13 protein-coding genes are annotated in these 18,638 nt (G+C 36.1%); 10 read left to right on the forward strand and 3 right to left on the reverse strand.

Annotated elements, in window-relative coordinates:
• Window positions 1–45: 45 nt before the first annotated feature.
• Window positions 46–1,839 carry an ABC transporter ATP-binding protein gene (locus F6K06_RS11155; RefSeq protein WP_124144174.1) on the reverse strand — a complete coding sequence of 598 codons (1,794 nt, stop codon included), beginning with the start codon at window positions 1,837–1,839 and terminating at the stop codon, window positions 46–48.
• Window positions 1,840–1,939: 100 nt separating this feature from the next.
• On the opposite strand from F6K06_RS11155, the gene F6K06_RS11160 reads away from it, so the two are divergent.
• From F6K06_RS11160 to F6K06_RS11170, 3 genes are all read left to right on the forward strand, one after another.
• On the forward strand, window positions 1,940–2,680 hold the full coding sequence (locus F6K06_RS11160) for a hypothetical protein (RefSeq protein WP_124144175.1): 741 nt from the start codon (window positions 1,940–1,942) through the stop codon (window positions 2,678–2,680).
• Window positions 2,681–4,026: 1,346 nt separating this feature from the next.
• Window positions 4,027–5,382 (forward strand): methylglyoxal synthase, encoded by a 1,356-nt coding sequence (locus F6K06_RS11165; protein ID WP_124144024.1) that lies wholly within the window; start codon window positions 4,027–4,029, stop codon window positions 5,380–5,382.
• Between the two features lie 651 nt (window positions 5,383–6,033).
• Window positions 6,034–7,455: an NAD(P)/FAD-dependent oxidoreductase gene (locus F6K06_RS11170; RefSeq protein WP_124144023.1), complete on the forward strand. Its 1,422-nt coding sequence runs from the start codon at window positions 6,034–6,036 to the stop codon at window positions 7,453–7,455.
• Between the two features lie 206 nt (window positions 7,456–7,661).
• Here the strand turns inward: F6K06_RS11170 and F6K06_RS11175 are convergent, their stop codons facing one another.
• Together F6K06_RS11175 and F6K06_RS11180 are read right to left on the reverse strand one after the other, a co-directional pair.
• The gene (locus F6K06_RS11175) at window positions 7,662–9,275 is read right to left on the reverse strand and encodes an aminotransferase class I/II-fold pyridoxal phosphate-dependent enzyme (RefSeq protein WP_240041661.1); all 1,614 of its coding nucleotides are present in this window, start codon (window positions 9,273–9,275) and stop codon (window positions 7,662–7,664) included.
• A gap of 637 nt (window positions 9,276–9,912) precedes the next feature.
• Entirely contained in the window at window positions 9,913–11,757 is a 1,845-nt protein-coding gene (locus F6K06_RS11180; RefSeq protein ID WP_287240995.1) for a fatty acyl-AMP ligase, read from the reverse strand.
• Between the two features lie 99 nt (window positions 11,758–11,856).
• Here F6K06_RS11180 and F6K06_RS11185 point away from each other — a divergent pair, with 99 nt between their 5' ends.
• From F6K06_RS11185 to F6K06_RS11215, 7 genes are all read left to right on the forward strand, one after another.
• Window positions 11,857–12,594: an SDR family oxidoreductase gene (locus F6K06_RS11185; protein WP_287240997.1), complete on the forward strand. Its 738-nt coding sequence runs from the start codon at window positions 11,857–11,859 to the stop codon at window positions 12,592–12,594.
• Between the two features lie 231 nt (window positions 12,595–12,825).
• Window positions 12,826–13,731 (forward strand): sulfotransferase domain-containing protein, encoded by a 906-nt coding sequence (locus F6K06_RS11190; RefSeq protein ID WP_287240999.1) that lies wholly within the window; start codon window positions 12,826–12,828, stop codon window positions 13,729–13,731.
• 114 nt (window positions 13,732–13,845) lie between these two features.
• Window positions 13,846–14,583: an SDR family oxidoreductase gene (locus F6K06_RS11195; protein ID WP_287241001.1), complete on the forward strand. Its 738-nt coding sequence runs from the start codon at window positions 13,846–13,848 to the stop codon at window positions 14,581–14,583.
• A gap of 350 nt (window positions 14,584–14,933) precedes the next feature.
• Window positions 14,934–15,413: an MEKHLA domain-containing protein gene (locus tag F6K06_RS11200; protein ID WP_287241003.1), complete on the forward strand. Its 480-nt coding sequence runs from the start codon at window positions 14,934–14,936 to the stop codon at window positions 15,411–15,413.
• A 287-nt stretch (window positions 15,414–15,700) separates the two neighbouring features.
• Window positions 15,701–16,471, forward strand: a complete 771-nt coding sequence (locus F6K06_RS11205; protein ID WP_287241004.1) for an SDR family oxidoreductase — start codon at window positions 15,701–15,703, stop codon at window positions 16,469–16,471.
• Window positions 16,472–16,784: 313 nt separating this feature from the next.
• Window positions 16,785–18,176, forward strand: coding sequence for an AAA family ATPase (locus F6K06_RS11210; RefSeq protein ID WP_287241006.1), 1,392 nt, complete (start codon window positions 16,785–16,787; stop codon window positions 18,174–18,176).
• Window positions 18,176–18,565, forward strand: coding sequence for a hypothetical protein (locus F6K06_RS11215; protein WP_287241008.1), 390 nt, complete (start codon window positions 18,176–18,178; stop codon window positions 18,563–18,565). Before F6K06_RS11210 ends, F6K06_RS11215 begins: the two co-directional genes overlap by 1 nt.
• Window positions 18,566–18,638 lie beyond the last annotated feature (73 nt).

Consider the following 18,638-nt stretch of genomic DNA (forward strand, 5'->3'; position numbering starts at 1 on the left):
TTTTAATCAACTCCTATATTCAACTCCTATATTTTCATCCAATATTCATTTAATTGTTGAACTTAAACCAGATTGTACCCGCCATAAACCAGCATAAATTCCCGCACTTTCTAATAATTCTTCATGGAGACCAAACTCAACTATTTTGCCATATTCCATAACATAAATACAATCGGCATTTCTGATAGTAGAAAGACGATGAGCAATAGCAATAGTTGTACGATTTTGAGTAATTTTTTCTAAAGATTTTTGAATGGCTGCTTCAGTTTCATTATCTACTGCTGAAGTTGCCTCATCAAGTATCAAAATAGGAGGATTTTTCAACACAGCTCTAGCAATAGCAATTCGCTGTCTTTGACCCCCTGATAATTTCTGTCCTCTTTCACCAACAATAGTATCGTAACCCTGAGGTAACTTATTAATAAAATCATCCGCTTCAGCAATTTTAGCTGCTGCAATAATCTCTAGCAAAGTTGCATCAAAAGAGCCATAACTAATATTTTCTGCCACAGTTCCATGAAATAGAAATACATCCTGACTTACTAATCCTATTGCCCGTCGTAAATCTTGTAAATTAATTTGATTTATTTCAATTCCATCAAGAGTTATTTCTCCTGACTGAACTTCATAAAACCTCAGTAATAATTTGACTATTGTACTTTTTCCCGAACCTGTTGAACCGACAATTCCAATAGTTTTTCCTGCTGGAATTTTCAGGGAAATATTTTGTACAACTGGAAAGTTTTCCTGATAGGCAAAAGTAACATTTTTTAACTCTAATTCTCCCTTAACTGACTCAATAGATAAAGGTTTATCTCCCGGATGAATATTAATCGGAGTATCCAACAAATTCATCACCCGATTCGTAGAAGCCATAGTTCTTTGATATAGATCGAGAGTTTGCCCTAAACGAGTTAAAGGCCATAATAATCTTTGAGTTAAAAATACCATAACACTATAAGTACCTACGGCTAATCTACCAGCAACTGCTTCTAATCCACCTAATAATAAAGTTGCCACAAAACCGATAAAAATTATAATTCTAATTAGAGGTACAAAAGCAGCAGAAAAAGTTATAGCCCTTCTATTACTAATTTTATAAGCTTCACTTTCTCTAGTAATTCTTCCTACTTCATAATTTTCTGCTGTAAAGCTTTTTATTGTGGTAATTCCTGATAGATTATTAGATAATTGCCCACTTAATAAACTTACAGTTTCTCGAACTTCGGCATAACGAGGAGCCAGAAATTTTTGAAACCAAATTGAACCCCAAATAATAAAAGGCATTGGTAAAACTGCCCACCAAGCAACACTAGGAGCTAAAACAAAAAAAGCACCACCAATAATTATGACTGTTACTGTTACTTGAATTATTTCATTTGCCCCTACATCCAAGAATCTTTCTAGCTGATTAATATCATCATTTAAAATTGCCATTAAATTTCCTGTACTGCGTTCTTCAAAATAGGCTAATTCTAAATCTTGTAAATGACTGTAAGTTTCAATGCGTAAATCATGCTGAATATTCTGAGCTAAACTGCGCCAAACTCGCTCATAAGCATATTGAAAAATTGATTCTAATCCCCAAACAATTAAACTCAGAAATGTTAAAATTACAAGTTGTCCAAAAATATCTTGAATTCCCCATTGAGCAATCAGAGAATCTTCTTGTTTCACAACAACATCAACTGCTGCCCCAATTAAAACTGGAGGTGCCAGGTCGAAAATTTTATTTAAAATCGAGCAGATAGTAGCTTGCCAAATTTGAGTACGATAACTACTTCCATAGTTAAGCAAACGTAAAAAAGGATGTTTTGATTTAAATGTTTTTTTTGACAAGATTAAATTCCTATAATTTTGTATAAATAAAAACTCGAATTATCCTAACATAGTTAATATTAAGTATAATGTCAATATTGCCAGTCTAAATGAATGAACTATGAACAATTTCAAAATAGATAAAAAATATCAAACTATTATCGCTGTTCCCTTAAGACAATCCTCAATTCTTAATTTATTCTTAATCGCAATCATAGCTGTTTTCAATACTAGCTGTAGTAATTGGGACTTTAAATTATATAATTCTAGGCAAACTATAGACAAACAAGCTCGTTTTTCCTTGAATAACCGTCCAGATTTTTTTGAAAAAGGACGACTACAGATAGAGCAGGAAATGAAACAGGTCGAAACACAAAAACCCCAATCTGTATTAACCATTGAATCTGGGCAGATAGAATGGCAAAAATTTATTTTTAAAGAAGGTGATTTTACCATCTGGATGCCTACAGGTGGAATGACGGCCGAGAAAGAAATTATTGAAACTGAGAATGGAAATATTAATTTTAAAGTATTTGCAAGTCATCCCGAATCAGCAAGATTTGTCGTTGCTTATTCTGACGTTTTAAATAGTAAACAATTGGCTGATAAGCAAGATATATTAGTAAGAGTACAACACAAAATTATTGATGTTACAGATTTTGAATTGAGTAGAAATGATTCCTACAACTCAGAAAGATTTTTAGGGCGAGAATTTGTACTGACAAATAATGTTGAAACTATTACATTCAGAGTTTACTTAGCAGGAAAAAGGTTGTATATGATTGGAGCCAGTGAAATAGAAACAGAAAACGAAATTCCAGGAGCAGTAGAAAAATTTTTAGATTCATTTAAACTAAATTAATAATACTAAAAAACATTCACAAATATCTTAAATCAAAGCATCAGATAATTAGTAAAAAAAATGCAAAACATCTTACAGTATCTTTCTGTAAGGATTATTATGGTATAATTAAAAATACTTATACCAAGTAAGCTTTATCAGAGAATACGGTTAAGTTTAGGATTTTTTTTTGCAAATCTGTGATGTGCAAGAGCTTATTTTGATATTGGCTATAAGATGAATTTTGATCTTGTCTGAACTGTATTGATTGATCATAGATAATTATAATTTTTGCCTTCATCTCTACATCAAAAATAAATCTAAATCAGATTGAGTATGGCCTAAAAATTATATAATTATTACTACTGTAAAATATTATGATACAGATAGCAAATTAGTCAGACAATATATACTAAAATCTATGACAATAAGCTGTTCATAATTTTAACTAATATCTGAATTTTTATAAAAGGGAAAACTTAATAGAGAAGATAAAATCTAAATATTTATTAGCTTATTAGATACCTCCAAAAATACCGATTTTGGGAAGGTACTGTAAAGCTTTCATCACCTTTTCTGGAGATGTCTATTGTTTTGAAATTTTCCTGCCTAATACCAAGCGTGATAAATATTTACTACAAATAACTAAGTAGAGCAAGCTAAAAAAAAGACGTTGCATTTTTAATCAAAAAAACCCTAAAGGCAATCAATAGACATCTCCAGAAAATAGGGAATAGGGAATAGGTATGGAGGAGGAAAGAACTGATAATTTATGTACGATAATTGATTTGATTTTTGATTTTTGGAGATGTCTAATATAGCAATCCTATTTTATTCGTGTCAAAAATCTTACTGCTTTTTAGGGAACACTTAACTGGGAACAGGGAACAGGTAAGAGTTTCAGTTTTTTTATTTACTTTTTGATTTGTCACGACCTATTTAGGATTGCTATATAAATTTTTGAGCTAATTTACAATTTGATACATAGCGCCCAAAATTTACCATGTTCTACTTAGGTTATTTCTTAGGAGGACTGAGGACCGAGTCAGGTAGGGGAGCCGTCGGATTGGCCACATACAGAATAAATAGCTTTGATACCATTCATTAGGTCGGAATTTATCTTTTTAGTCCAAGGGACATCTCCTGCACATGTCTTTGATAGCAATGTGCACTGGCATATTTACAAATTGCAGGAAGTTTCCAATAGCTAAAATCTTATATGATCAGCTTTTTATTTCCCCAAATGAGCTGTTCCCTATTGCCTGTTCCCTACGCGCAGCGCTATAACTGCCCTGATTATTCGTAATATTCTTTTTCCACCCTTGGTATAACTCCTAACTTAGTATACTTATTCCAGAATAAAAACCATGACAAACACAATTGCTTTACTTGCTTATGACAGCAAAAAAGACAACTTAGTTGAATTTGTCAAAAAACATCAAGTTGTGCTATCTCGCTATAAATTAGTTGCGCCAGAAGACACTGCTCAATATCTTTTACAAGAAGCAGTTATAGAAATAAACTCTGTATTACCAATTTCCTTGGGAGGAGATGCTCAAATAGCAGCAGAAATAGCCACAGGAAATATTATTGCTGTTATCTGTTTAGTAGACTACCTATTTTCTCAATCTTATGAACCAGATCTCAAATTATTACTGCGTATTTGTCAGGTGCATAATGTTCCCATTGCGATTAATATTGCCACTGCCGAAATAATTATTAACAGTTTAATTCAGGCCACCGTTGCCCACCTCATATTCAACCCTGTATCTGGCCAGGGCAATGCTCAACAAGAATTATCATTAATTAAATCACTTCTCGAACCTCATCTACATTTACATATACACGAAACCACTATAGAGCAAACAGCAGAAGAATTGACAAAAGAAGCGATCGCTAAACAAGCAGATCTGATTATTGCTTCTGGCGGTGATGGCACTGTTTCTGCCGTTGCGGGAGAATTAGTAAATACAGGTATTCCTCTGGGTATAATTCCTAGAGGTACTGCCAATGCTTTTGGTATGGCTTTAGGAATTCCCAGCATTACACCAATTAGAAGTGCTTGCGATATTATCTTAGCAGGCAAAATTCGTACAATAGATGTTGGTCAGTGTAATGACCGTACCATGATTTTGTTAGCAGGAGTGGGGTATGAAGCAGAAACTATAGAGAGAGCAGATCGAGAAGCCAAAAATCGTTGGGGAGTGCTTGCCTACGTTATGGCAGGTTGGCAGCAACTAAACGAACAACAACTTTTTGATGTTGAAATAGAAATTGACGGTGTTACCAAAACCTTTGAAGCAGGAGCAATAACTATTGCTAATGCAGCTCCACCCACATCAGTTTTAGCTCAAGGTTTGGGAGAAGTAATTATGAATGATGGTTTATTAGAAGTAATGATTATTACCTCCAATAGTAGACTGCAAGCTGTTAATACCGTAGTTAGAATGTTCGGGTCAGCTATATTTAAAACTCCTGCTCAAGATCAAGATACTATTGGTTTGCGAACAAAGCAGGTAAAAGTTAGTACAGATCCACCGCAAAAAGTTGTCCTTGACGGTGAAATTATTGGCACTACCCCAGTTGAAATTAAGTGTATTCCTGATGGTTTAATTGTGCTTGCTCCGCCAACTAATGAAATTGAAGAAAAATCTGCCTGGAGTTTCTTATCTTTACCAACAAGAGTTAAAAATCAGGCTCTGCAAAATGATGGGATAATTTAATAGCAGAAGGAAGAAGGAAGAAGGAAGAAGGAAAAATTTTGTGGGTGTTGGTGAAGCGCGTGTATGATATTAATTTTCATTAGTTAGGAGTCAACCCACCCCTCGCCCCTCCCCCTCCCTCCTGGGAGGGGGAGGACCTCCTCAGTAAGGAAGAAATAAGGAATAGAAGGAGAAAATTTTTTGTTTGCTGGCGCACAACGCACGTTAAAGCGGAGCACGGAACGCAATTCTATCAAGCTATTGCTATTATCTGGACATGGTATCATACCTCAAATCACCAACTCCATTTTGTGTTGTCAGAGTCTTAAGCTTTTGATCTGTCCATGACCTTTGCTTCGACTGTTATTAATAACTAGGGAGGAGTCAGTAGTCAGGAGGGAAGAAAAGAGAAAAGTAGAGGTAATTTCAAAATTTCTTTGGTACTTTCAACAATTAATAATTAATTATTAATTATTACCTCTCCTTGAAAACGGATAGGATTAACTCAAAGGAAAATTTTTTCTTCTCTTGGTCGATGGTCGGCCAGCGAGGAGACCCGCTCTTGACAGAGCCGCTCCGAAGATCGCCATCCCTTGATCGCTTGTTTCTCCTTTAAAGGAGAGGATTTTTACCTTAATTATTCGGTAAATTCTTAAATTTTATACAAAAATAATGATCTACTCAGACAAAATCAATATTTCACAGCAACAACCTACAAAAGGTAACCATGCAATTGTAATTGGTGGTAGTATCGCAGGGTTATTAGCAGGGCGAGTATTAACAAACCATTTTCAACAAGTAACAATAGTAGAGCGTGATCGCTTTCCCGAACATCCCCAATTTCGGCCAGGAGTAGCTCAAAGCCATCACGTCCATGTACTATTATCCAAAGGTCAACAAATTTTAGAGCAACTGTTTCCTGGTTTAGTCAAAGATTTGGAAACTGCTGGTTCCCTAAAAATTGATTGGGCGGCAGAATTTCCCTGGTATAATTTATTTGGTTGGCAACCTCGGTTTCGTTCCGATATAAAAAGTTGTCTTTGTAGTCGGCATCTATTAGAGTGGTCAATACGCCGTCAATTAACTGCTGATTACAGCGTGCAATTTCTAGAAGGTACTCAGGTAAAAAATTTACTCAGCAACGTTAATAACTCCAAAGTGACAGGAGTACGAATAAAGTCAAATTCTCACGAACAAGATTTAACTGCTGACTTAGTTGTTGATGCTAGTGGGCGAAATTCTTCTCTACCTAAATGGTTAACTGCTTTAGGTTATCAAGCTCCTGAAGAAACAGTAATAAATTCTTTTTTGGGCTATAGTAGTCGATGGTATAAGTGCCCAGAGGGTTTTCAGACAGATTGGAAAGTATTAGCAGTAGCAACAAAGCCACCCAATGATCAACGTGCAGGGATAATTTATTCGGTGGAAAACAATTTTTGGGTGACTACTCTTTATGGTATCAACAAAGATTATCCTCCTACTGATGAAGTTGGTTTCTTAGAATTTGCCCGTAGTTTGCGAAATCCCATTGTCTACGAATTTATTAAAGATGCTCAACCCATTTCCCCTGTCTATGGATACCGACGTACAGAAAACCGCCTCAGTCATTACGAGAAATTATCCAGACTACCAGATGGTATTGTTGCTATAGGTGATGCAGTATGTTGCTTTAATCCTGTTTATGGTCAAGGTATGACTGTAGCTGCTTTAGGAGCGATCGCTCTCGACCAGTGCTTGCAAAATCATCCTAGTCTCAATGGGTTCACTAAGGGTTTCCAGAAGCAACTTGCTCAAGTCAATACTACTCCCTGGTTAATGGCAACTGGAGAAGATTTACGTTGGCCAGGTACAGAAGGTGGCAAACCAGAATGGATGACAAGATTAATACAGCAATATTTAGACCAGGTATTGCTGCTTTCAGTAGAGCACCCGGAAGTTTATCAAAAATATATATTAGTCATGCAACTGACTCAATCTCCAAAAATTCTGTTTCAACCTGATATTATGGCAAAAATTTTGGGGCAGATAATCAAAAATAATCAACAATTTGAGTCAACAGATCGAGAGCAAAATATTCCTAAACTGCTTTGCTAAATCACTTTCAGATCAAATCCGGGGGAATTGGACATCAAAAAAATCTCGAATCGTCATAACTACGCTCATCTTTGTGATTCTCTCTCCTCCTGACTCCTAAAGACTTAACCAACCTATGACTGTTTAACCGGATTTGATATCATTTGTCAATCCGAATAGCTAATAGCTAATTGTATTATTTATGATTAGCTATTAGCCATTACCTACTAAATATCCATCTTCCTCAGCTCTTCCGCAAGAGTATCTACAGTGAAGCGAATTTGCTCATCTGTATGATTACAAGTGATAAAAAAACGTAGTCTGGCTGCATTGTGTGGCACAGACGGATAAAACATAAACGGTACATTAATCCCTCGCTTAAATAAATTTTGGGATAATAGTACAGACTTAATAGACTCACCCACAATAATAGGTATAACTGGAGAATCTTTACTCATACCAGTATTCAGACCTCGTTCGCGAGCGCATTCCAAAAATAGTCGAGACCTTTCTTGCAATTGTCTCACCCTTTCAGGTTCCGCCTTCAACAAACGAATAGCGGCTAATACTGATGCTGCATCTGGTGGGGAAATACCTACACTATAGACAAATCCTGGAGAAGTATATTTAAGATATTCTACTAATGCTTTGCTACCAGCAATATAACCACCACAACTAGCAAAAGATTTACTTAAAGTACCCATCCATAGATCGATATCATTGGGGTCAACCCCAAAGTATTCACTAATACCCCGACCATGCTTACCAATAGTACCGATAGAATGAGCCTCATCTACCATCAGAAAAGCTTTGTAACGTTGTTTAATCTCAATAAATTTAGGTAAATCTGGAATATCACCATCTGTACTATATACACCTTCTATAGCAATAAGTATTCGTTTATAACGATGACGGCGATCGCTCAATAACCTATCCAAAGCTTGCCAGTCATTATGAGGAAAAGCAATAATAGTTGCTCCCGATAATAAACAACCTTGGAAAATACTATTATGGCTCAAAGAGTCATGGAGAATTAAATCATTTTGCCCAAACAAATGACTAATAGTAGTTACATTAGTCGCATGACCCCCGACATAAACAATACTATCCTCAACGCCAATAAAATCAGCAATTTCTCTTTCCAATTCCTGATGTAATGGCTTTTCTCCTGATAATAACCTACTGGCAGAAACAGAAGTACCATAGCGATCGATAGCTTCCTTAGCAGCATTAGATACTAAAGAGTCACCACACATACCTAAATAATTGTAGGTGGCATAATTAACCAATTCCCTACCACCTATAACTGTGGTATTATTATTAATCCGTTCTTGAGGTATAAAAAACGGGTTACCAATACCTGTAGCATTAATTTCTGCCATTTGCTTTTGCAGTTGCAGATATTCTGGGTATAGGTCGAAGTTATAATACTCTAAAGGAATTTCTTCAGTTTCAATAGTTGGATTAGAAGTTGAGACCTCAGCCTCATCTTCTAATTTTTTGTGAATATTTGGCCCTGTATCCTGGGTGGTATCCTCCACTAAATATTCAGCTAAAGCTTCAATAGTAGGATAATCCAATAATAGAGTTGGAGGAAGTCGCCGACCGAGGAGATTTTCTAGTTCTCCAGAAAGATTGACCACTTCAATTGAGTTAAGACCATAATCAGTAAAATCCCGCTCAATATCTATCTCATTGGTTTCCAGTTCTAGCCGTTCAGCTAATTGGGAGACCAACCAGGACTTAATATTATCTCTGACTGGAGATGATTGTGGGACTTGCAAGGCAGGGTCTTGATCGTTCTTCACTAAAGACAGATTTTGGCTGTCTTGCTCATTCATAAGCTGGTTCAACAGTTTCATTGTTCACTCCTGCACCACGTTAAAATTGCTTGTCACTTAGTTTTGTCTTGTAGCTTATATGCAATAGCACATATTGGGGTCAAAAATCCCCCTGGAAAATCAGAAATTTGGCTTCTGATTTATTGGGAGCAACTTTTAACTTGTGACAATTACCTGAAATAGCTAACTATTTCAACTGATTGACCACCCCAAAAAAACACTGGGGAAGGCATGATGGTTATTGTGTCACGATCTTATACGAAGTAGGGATAACCAGCCATTAGAAGTTATAAGTCCAGTAGTTATAAGTCCAGTCCAGTAGACTGTTTGCTCTTAAATGGTGCATTAGGGAGTAGGGGAGTAGGTAGGGACGTTGCATGCAACGTCCCTACGGGAGAAAGATTGTTGTTGGGTTTATCCTGCGGATAAGCTGCGAAGATCGTCCCTCAACCCAACCTAAATCTATTGCACCAAATTAGATGAAACAGTCCACTACTGGACTTTTAGATTTAATCGGCAGAGCAATACATAAGGTGGCTATGCGTAAGTCCTATAGTTGTTGGGTTTATCCTATGGATAAGCTGGCGCTAACGGTTCCTCAACCCAACCTACCACTCTGACTTCAATAAAACCTTATTTATTCAAATATTTGTAGAGTTCCGGCTAAAAAGCCTTCGCGACAAGCATAACGCTGAACTTTTCCACTAGAAGTTTTGGGAATAGCTCCCGGTTTAAGCAACAGGATCTGATAAATCTGTAAATCGTGATTTCTTGACACAGACCGTTGGATAGATTTAACTAAGTCCTGAGAGTTATCAACATTTTCCGTATCAGACTTACCATTACGCTGACTAAAAAAATCAAGCTTTACCAAGCCAACAGATTCATTAGTGGAGTTATACTTTTGACTTTTGACTTTTGACTTTTGACTTCCATGAAGCAGTTGGCGAAAGTTACGTTCCACCTCCGCCACTACTACTAAATGTTCTTCTCCAGCAACCTCTACTGAAAACCCGGCCACACAACCTGGTCTAATCATGGGATGACTTTGCTCGACTGTCCATTCAATGTCTTGGGGATAGTGATTCCGACCATTAATAATAATCACATCCTTCAGACGACCTGTGACAAATAACTCATTCCCCTCTAAAAATCCTAAATCTCCAGTTCTCATAAATGCTCTTGGTGTTAGAGCATCTGTGATAAAAGCTTCAAAAGTTTGCTTTGTTTCTTCTGGTTTGCGCCAATAACCCTCAGCAATGCTTGGCCCTGATACCCAAATTTCTCCAACTTCACCCTCAGCACAGAGAGTTAATTTTTCTGGATGGACAATTTTAATCTGTTGGTCTGGCAAAGTTTGACCACAACCTACTAATATTTTTGTTCCTTCTGTTTGAGAAACTAAGACGATCTGGTTTTTTTCTAATGCGCTTGTGGCAATAGTAGTTTGAATTGGTGGGGCAAATTTATCACCTCCAGAAATTATCAGAGTAGCTTCTGCCATCCCGTAACAAGGATAAAAAGCTTCTCGACGGAAACCACAAACCTCAAAAGTTTTGGCAAATCTTTCTAAAACTTGGGCACTAATAGGTTCAGCACCATTAAATGCTAGTTCCCAACTACTTAAGTCCAAATCTTGCATCTGTTCAGCCTTAATTTTACGGACACACAGATCGTAAGCAAAGTTAGGTCCACCGCTGGTAGTCCCTTGATGTTGAGAAATAGCTTTTAGCCAGCGCACCGGACTTTGGAGAAACATTAACGGAGACATTAAAACTACTGGAAATGCTCCATATAAAGGTTGTATTATTCCACCAATTAAACCCATATCGTGATAAGGAGGCAGCCAAATTACTCCTTTGCTTTCTGTAGAATGTCCAAAACATTGATGAATCAGACTTGAGTTATGCAAAAGGTTTTGGTGAGTAATCATTACTCCTTTTGGCGTGGCTGTGGAACCAGAGGTATATTGGAGGAAGGCAAGGGTATTTTCGTTGATATTAGGTTCAAGCCATTTTTCTGCAAAATTATCTGGAATAAAGTCAGTGGCTAACCAACCTAAATTATTCAATTCTGGGGTTTCTGAGGCGCGACGTTCTAGGGTAGAGATGATAGATTTAGTTGTTAGAGCAACTTTGGCCTCTGTATCTTTAATAATTGTTTGAATGCGGGCCAGGGAGCGATTGGGTCTAGGGGGATAAGCGGGAACTGCAATAATTCCAGCATAAAGACATCCAAAAAAGGCGCTAATATACTCTAGTCCCGGTTGATAGAGGAGTAAAGCACGTTCTCCTGGTGGACATACTGATTGGAGATAAGCAGCGATCGCTCGTGAATGTTCTTCTAGTTGTTGATAGGTGAGGTTAATTGTGTCTGTTTCTCCATCTACTAAAAAGGTATAAGCTATTTGTTTGGGGTTTTCGATAGCTCTGTTTTGTAATAAATCTACTAATGTTTTAATTTTTTTATCTAAACTATTCATATTATTTTTTTTGACATCTTCTTTTGATTAAAAATCAATCTGAAACTGCCAAAATATTATTAATTTCTAATTAGAGCTATTATTTTACTCTCAAATAAAATGACACAACAACATATAACTTTAATTACTGGTGCAAGTAGGGGAATAGGCTTCTCTACAGCAGAATATCTGGCCAAAAAAGGACACCTAGTAATTGGCCTGGCGCGTCACAACCCTGAAAAGACCTTTCCTGGTGAATTTTTTACAGTTGATTTGAGCGATCGCGATGCTACAACGGAAACTCTGGCTAATTTAACCAAGCAGTATGCTTTTGATGGAGTGGTCAATAATGTAGGAATAATGCAAGCACAACTACTAGAGGAGTTAAAACTGGATAACTTCGAGGCAGTTATTGACTTAAATTTGCGTGTTGCTATACAAACTGTGCAAGCAGTGCTGCCATCAATGAAGGCGAAAAAGTGGGGTCGTATTGTTAATCTTTCCAGTATTGCTGCTTTGGGAGTGCCTGGTCGCACCAGTTATACTATAACCAAAGCAGGAATGATCGGTTTGGCTCGCACCTGGGCTTTGGAGTTGGTCACCAGTGGGATAACTGTTAATACTGTTGCTCCTGGGTTAATAGAGACAGAAGGGTCTAGACGTGTTTGGCCACCAGGAAGTGAATTTGAACAGCAGAGTATAAGTGGGATAGCAATGAGGCGCTTTGGTCAACCTTCAGAAGTAGCTGCAACTATTGGTTTTTTATTTTCAGAAGAGGCAGGTTATATTACTGGGCAGACTCTTTTTGTCGATGGTGGTTGTAGCATTGATATACATCCTTATTACAAAGCCAGGTGAATCATTGATTTCAATCTATAATGTTAATATGGTTCAGTTAAAGATTTTTTTTTGCAAATCTGTAATGCGCAAGAGCTTATATTTACGTTGTCAATCAGATGAATTTTTGTCTGCTCTGAACTGTATTGACCTAGATGTGAATCCTCAACTTAATTAACTGTGCAAGAATATTCTACAGCACAGGTTTAATCCTAATAACTTTTACTACAATTAATTAATCGGGAGAACAGTATGCACATTCTCAAAATTGGTTTGGCGAAAAGTGGTAATTTTTGGTTACATACAATTTTACATAACATTATTGAGCATAGCGGTCTTAAGTATGAAAGCTTTATTGAAAATCAACCCATATATGAAATTGCTAAAACTTGGGGTCTCAATCAAATAAAGGATAGAATTAGTATTGATGTTTTAGATATTACAAAAAATGCTGAATTTTATAGAATAGGTAATATATTTAGATATCCAGTTGATGATATAGATAATTATATTAATAGCTCTACTGTGGTTTGGACTCATGCTCAGATGAGTAGCAATGCTTTAAATGTTATACAAAAATTTGACAAGTTGGTATATATTGTTCGTGACCCTAGAGATTTATTAATTTCTTGGTCTAATTTTGTATTTACTCCTTATATAAAAAGATATTACCCTTATGTCATTTCTGATGAAACTGATTCAGAAAGTTATTTAAACAACAATCTGACAACAATCATTTCTGATTGGATGAATCATGTAGGAGCATATTTAAAACATCAGAAAGATTTGAATATTCATTTTGTTTTTTATGAAAGATTGCTATATAATTTTGACCGAGAGTTAGAAAAAATCTTAGAATATTTGGGGATTGAATTAGACGCCAAAGCTAGAGGTGAGATTAAAGAAAAAGTATCATTTAATCAGATGAAGAAAGAGAGTCCAAATCATCTCAGAAAAGGTCAATCAGGACAATGGATGGATATTTTAACAGATGTACAAAAAGAAGAAGTTTTGCAAATGGCAACTCCTCTATTAAAGTTGTTAAATTATCCACTGAATAATCAAATAGATACTATACCAGAATTACCTGATAAATTACCAGAAAATATTAATTTGCCAGATGGGAAAGTGGTGTTACTTAAACCATCTAATCATTAAAATTAAATTATTCAAATCTACAGGTAAGGGTTGTTCAACAATTAACAATATCAGTTCCTTGGGCAGATTAAGAATAATTGTTTAGATATTACAAAAAATTAAGTCTGAAATAAAATGACACAACAGCATATCACCCTAATTACTGGTGCAAGTCGGGGAATAGGTTTCTCTACAGCAGAATATCTTGCAAAAAAAGGACATCTAGTAATTGGCCTGGCGCGTCACACCCCTGAAAAGACCTTTCCTGGTGAATTTGTCACAGTGGATCTGAGCGATCGCAATGCTACAACAGAAACTCTGGCTAATTTAACCAAGCAGTATGCTTTTGATGGAGTGGTAAATAATGTAGGAATAGCACACCCAGAGCTACTAGAAGAAATAACACTAGATAATTTCGATGCAGTTATTGACTTAAATTTGCGTGTTGCTATCCAAACTGTGCAAGCAGTGGTGCCATTAATGAAGGCTAAACAGTGGGGTCGTATTGTTAATATTTCCAGTATCGCTGCTTTGGGAGCGCAAAACCGTGGCACTTATGCTGTCAGTAAGGCCGGAATGATTAGTTTAACTCGCACTTGGGCTTTGGAGTTGGTCAAGAGTGGGATAACTGTTAATGCTGTTGCTCCTGGACCTATTGAAACAGAATTATTTAGAAATTACTACCCATCAGGAAGTGAAGTGGAAAAACGGTATTTAAGGGGGGTGCCAATAGGACGCTTTGGTAAACCTTCGGAGGTAGCTGCAACTATTGGTTTTTTCTTTTCAGAAGAAGCAGGTTATATTACTGGGCAGACTCTTTTTGTTGATGGTGGTTCTACTATTGATACACATCCTTATTACAAGGCGAGATAAATCAGCTCTCAAATTTACCGAAAATTTAAGGTATAAAGCCTCTCCATTCATGGAGAAAAAAGCGGTCGTTTGTGTTAGCGTTTGCGCAGCATGACCATAGGAAAGCTCCTCTGTTAGCGCAGCTCCTCCGGAGGAGGCAAGAGGCAGCATGACCTAGGATGGGATGGCTCCGAAACCTGCGCCATATCCAATCGACCAAGAGAAGAAAAAAATTCCTTTTAACCCAATTCTCTCCTTGAAAAGAAGAGGTAATTCTAAATTCTAAATTCTAAATTCTTGAAGAGCAATCTAATTCAAAAGGTAGAAAATCAAGATAGAATGCTTGATAATTAACTGTTGAAAAATCATCAATGACTGAAAATATCTTATATCCCTGGAAACAAGAAACTATAATTCGCCATACTCAAAGACTGTTATGGAGCTATAAATATTGGACTGGTCAAACTCTGCTCGATATCGACGGAACACCGGAAGCAATAGCTCAAGCTTTATGGGAAGCTCCATTTATGGTTTTTTCTCATGGTATGGAATCAGACCCAATTTATAATTATGGTAATCGCAAAGCTCTAGAGTTATGGGAAGTCAGTTGGGAACAATTAACTCAAATGCCTTCCCGGTATTCAGCTGAATCAATGGAACAAGAAGAACGTTTGCGAGTACTTAATGAAGTAACCAGTAATGGTTATGTCAATAATGTTGGAGGTGTACGCATTTCTCGGAGCGGTAAACGGATACAAGTTTCTGATTTTACCATCTGGAATCTTCTAGATGAAAATCAACAGCAATGTGGTCAAGCTGCTACTTTTAAGGAGTGGGTGTATATTCAGTAGTGGTGAATTGTGATTATTTAGTGCCACTACGCGGAAGTTAAAAGTCAATCAAAAATGATTGGTAAGGCTTTTAGGATTTTGTAACTGGTTAGTTATTTCTGTCATCCTGCACTAGGGAAGAATACATCAGGTATTTTATACTTTATTTTATGTGCAATGATTTATCATTAAAAGGCTGAAATGATACAATCTTAATTGATAAGTTTTTTGAATTTTTTATGTAATAAAACCACTATAAATACTAAGATTAGTTTGAACATAATAATTTTTTGAAAAGGATAAAAGCAATGAATCTAATTAAAGAATTTGAGGGAAAAATTGCTCTAATTACAGGAGGTAGTTCAGGTATTGGTAGAGCTACCGCCCTAGCTTTTGCCAAAAAAGGAGCCAAAGTAGCGATCGGCAGTCGTAGGGAAAAAGAAAGTCAAGAAACAGTGGCAATGATTAAAGAAATAGGTAGTGAAGCTATCTTTGTGAAAACAAATATTACTCAAGCTACTGAAGTTGAAAACTTAGTCAATCAAACAATTAATACTTATAATCGTTTAGATTACGCCTTCAATAATGCTGGTACAGAAGGCATATTAGGAAATAGTATTGAACAATCTGAATCAAATTGGAATGAAGTTATTGATACCAATCTTAAAGGAGTTTGGTTATCAATGAAATATCAGATTCCCCAAATGTTAAAAAATGGTGGGGGTGCAATAGTAAATAATGCTTCTGCAGCAGGATTAGTTGGTGTCCCGAATCTTTCAATTTACTGTGCTAGTAAACATGGTGTAATAGGATTAACAAAAACTGTTGCCTTGGAACAAGCAACAGCAGGTATTAGGATTAATAGTGTTTGTCCTGCTGTAATTCAAACTGACATGGCTGATCGTGCTTGGAATCTAGATGATAGAGAAGCTAGAGAACAAACTGTAGCAGCACACCCTATTGGTCGTTTAGGCAAACCAGAAGAAGTAGCTAATGCTGTTGTTTGGTTATGCTCCGATGCGGCTAGTTTTATTACAGGTCATTCCCTCACAATAGATGGTGGTTATACTGTGAAATAGTTGCACAAAAAGAGGAGGTTTTGCAAATAGCAATTCCTCTCTTAAAACTATTAAATTATCCACTGAATAGTCAAATAGACACTCTACCAGAATTATCACAGGACTTACGCAAAATATCAAATTATACACAATCTGTAGGGGCGAACGGCCGTTCGCCCCTACTATATATAGTGGTTGTGCGTAAGTCCTGTTATCAGATAAATTTTTGGAAAATCTTAGTTTACCTGATGGGAAAGCAGTATTACTTAAACCATCAAATCATTAAAATTTAACTATTGGAACAGATATAAGGAATTATCAAGCATTATCAGGAATGAAAATTAAAATCAAAAATCTTGGCGTATTAAAGCAAGCTGAATTCACTCTTGCCGATCTGACAATTATTTGTGGTGATAACAATACTGGCAAGACTTATGCTACTCATGCCTTATTTGGATTTTTGTCTACTTGGAAAAATATACTTTCTATTGATGTTGACGATAAAATTCAGCAATTATTTGCTGAAGGTGTAATTAGTATTGATATACAAGAATATATCGAACAGACTCAAGAAATCGTTACTAAAGGTTGTCAAGAATATACCAAACAGTTAGCAAATATTTTTGCAGCAGCACCTGAACGATTTGAAGAAACGAAATTTGATGTCACTGTTGATATAAATGATATTAATGATATTAGTTTGAACATGAAGTTTGAGCAGAAAATCAATTTTCCAGGTGGAGAACTTTTTGCCATTACCAAAAATGATGATAGTACAGAATTAGTTGTAACGCTTCTAGTTGAAAAAGCAAAAGCGGAAATTCTAACTAATATTTTTAATGATTTGATTGCAAATGCTCTCAAAGAAATTATTTTTTATCAACTTTTTCCTAAACCTTTCATCACTAGTGCAGAAAGAACAGGTGCTGCTATTTTTCGTAAAGAGTTAAATTTTGCCCGCAACCGTTTGCTTGAAGAAATGAGTCAGACAGATGATAAGATCGATCTAGAAAAATTTTTATTTCAACGATATCAAGATTATCCACTTCCAGTTGAACAAAATGTAGAGTTTACACGGAAACTAGAGACAATTTCCAAACAACGTAGTTTTCTTTATAATAACCATCCTGAAGTTTTGAATGATTTCGCCGATATTATTGGAGGTGAGTATACAGTTACTCCCAGTGACCAACTTTATTATCTTCCACAAGGGGAACAAGTCAGACTGTCTATGCTTGAAAGTTCAAGCGCTGTGCGTTCTTTACTAGATATTGGTTTTTATCTAAAACACGAAGCTCAACCTGGCGACTTACTCATGGTAGACGAACCTGAATTAAACCTACATCCCGAAAACCAGCGTCGTGTTGCTCGACTATTTGCTCGACTTATTAATCTGGGAATAAAGGTTTTTATTACTACCCATAGCGATTATATTATCAAAGAATTGAATACGCTAATTATGCTGAATCACGATAAACCTCATCTGAAACGCATTGCTGAGGAAGAAGGTTATCAAAAAGAAGAATTAATATCTGCTGAAAAGATTAAAGTGTATATTGCGGAAGAAAAATCTATTCAACTAGAAGGTAATAAAAGAAAAACTAAGTCCCTAACTCTAACCCTAGCAAATATTGACCCGGAAATGGGTATTGAAGCTCGTAGTTTTGATACAACTATTGAAGATATGAATCGAATTCAGGAAGCGATCGCCTGGGGCGAAGATTGATGGTTGATTCGGATATTGTTATCCTTAAAAAGATAATTCAACCGGAAGCTACAGTAGGATTAGAAACTGAATATCAGAAGAATATAGTCAAACTAACAGAAGTTGATAACTACAAGGTAACTATTCGTAGAATGCCCGATGATGATGAAGTTATTGTAATTAAGGTAGATGCTTTTAGGGCACCAAAAGAAATTTTCCAGGGAACTAAAGGTGAATGCAAACGTGCAGATTTTGTTATTATTGCTGATACTATCAACAAAGGAAAATTTATCCTCTGTATTGAAATGAAGGGAGGAAAAAAGACATCTAAAGAAAAAGAGATTATCCAGCAACTAAAAGGGGCGCTGTGTTTCGTTGAATATTGTCAAGCAATTGGTAAATCATTTTAGGAGAAACAAGATTTTATTGATGATTATAAATACCGTTTTGTCAGTATTAAGAATATCACAGTTAATAAGAAAC

Source organism: Okeania sp. SIO1H4, assembly GCF_010672695.1.
GTDB lineage: Bacteria > Cyanobacteriota > Cyanobacteriia > Cyanobacteriales > Microcoleaceae > Okeania > Okeania hirsuta.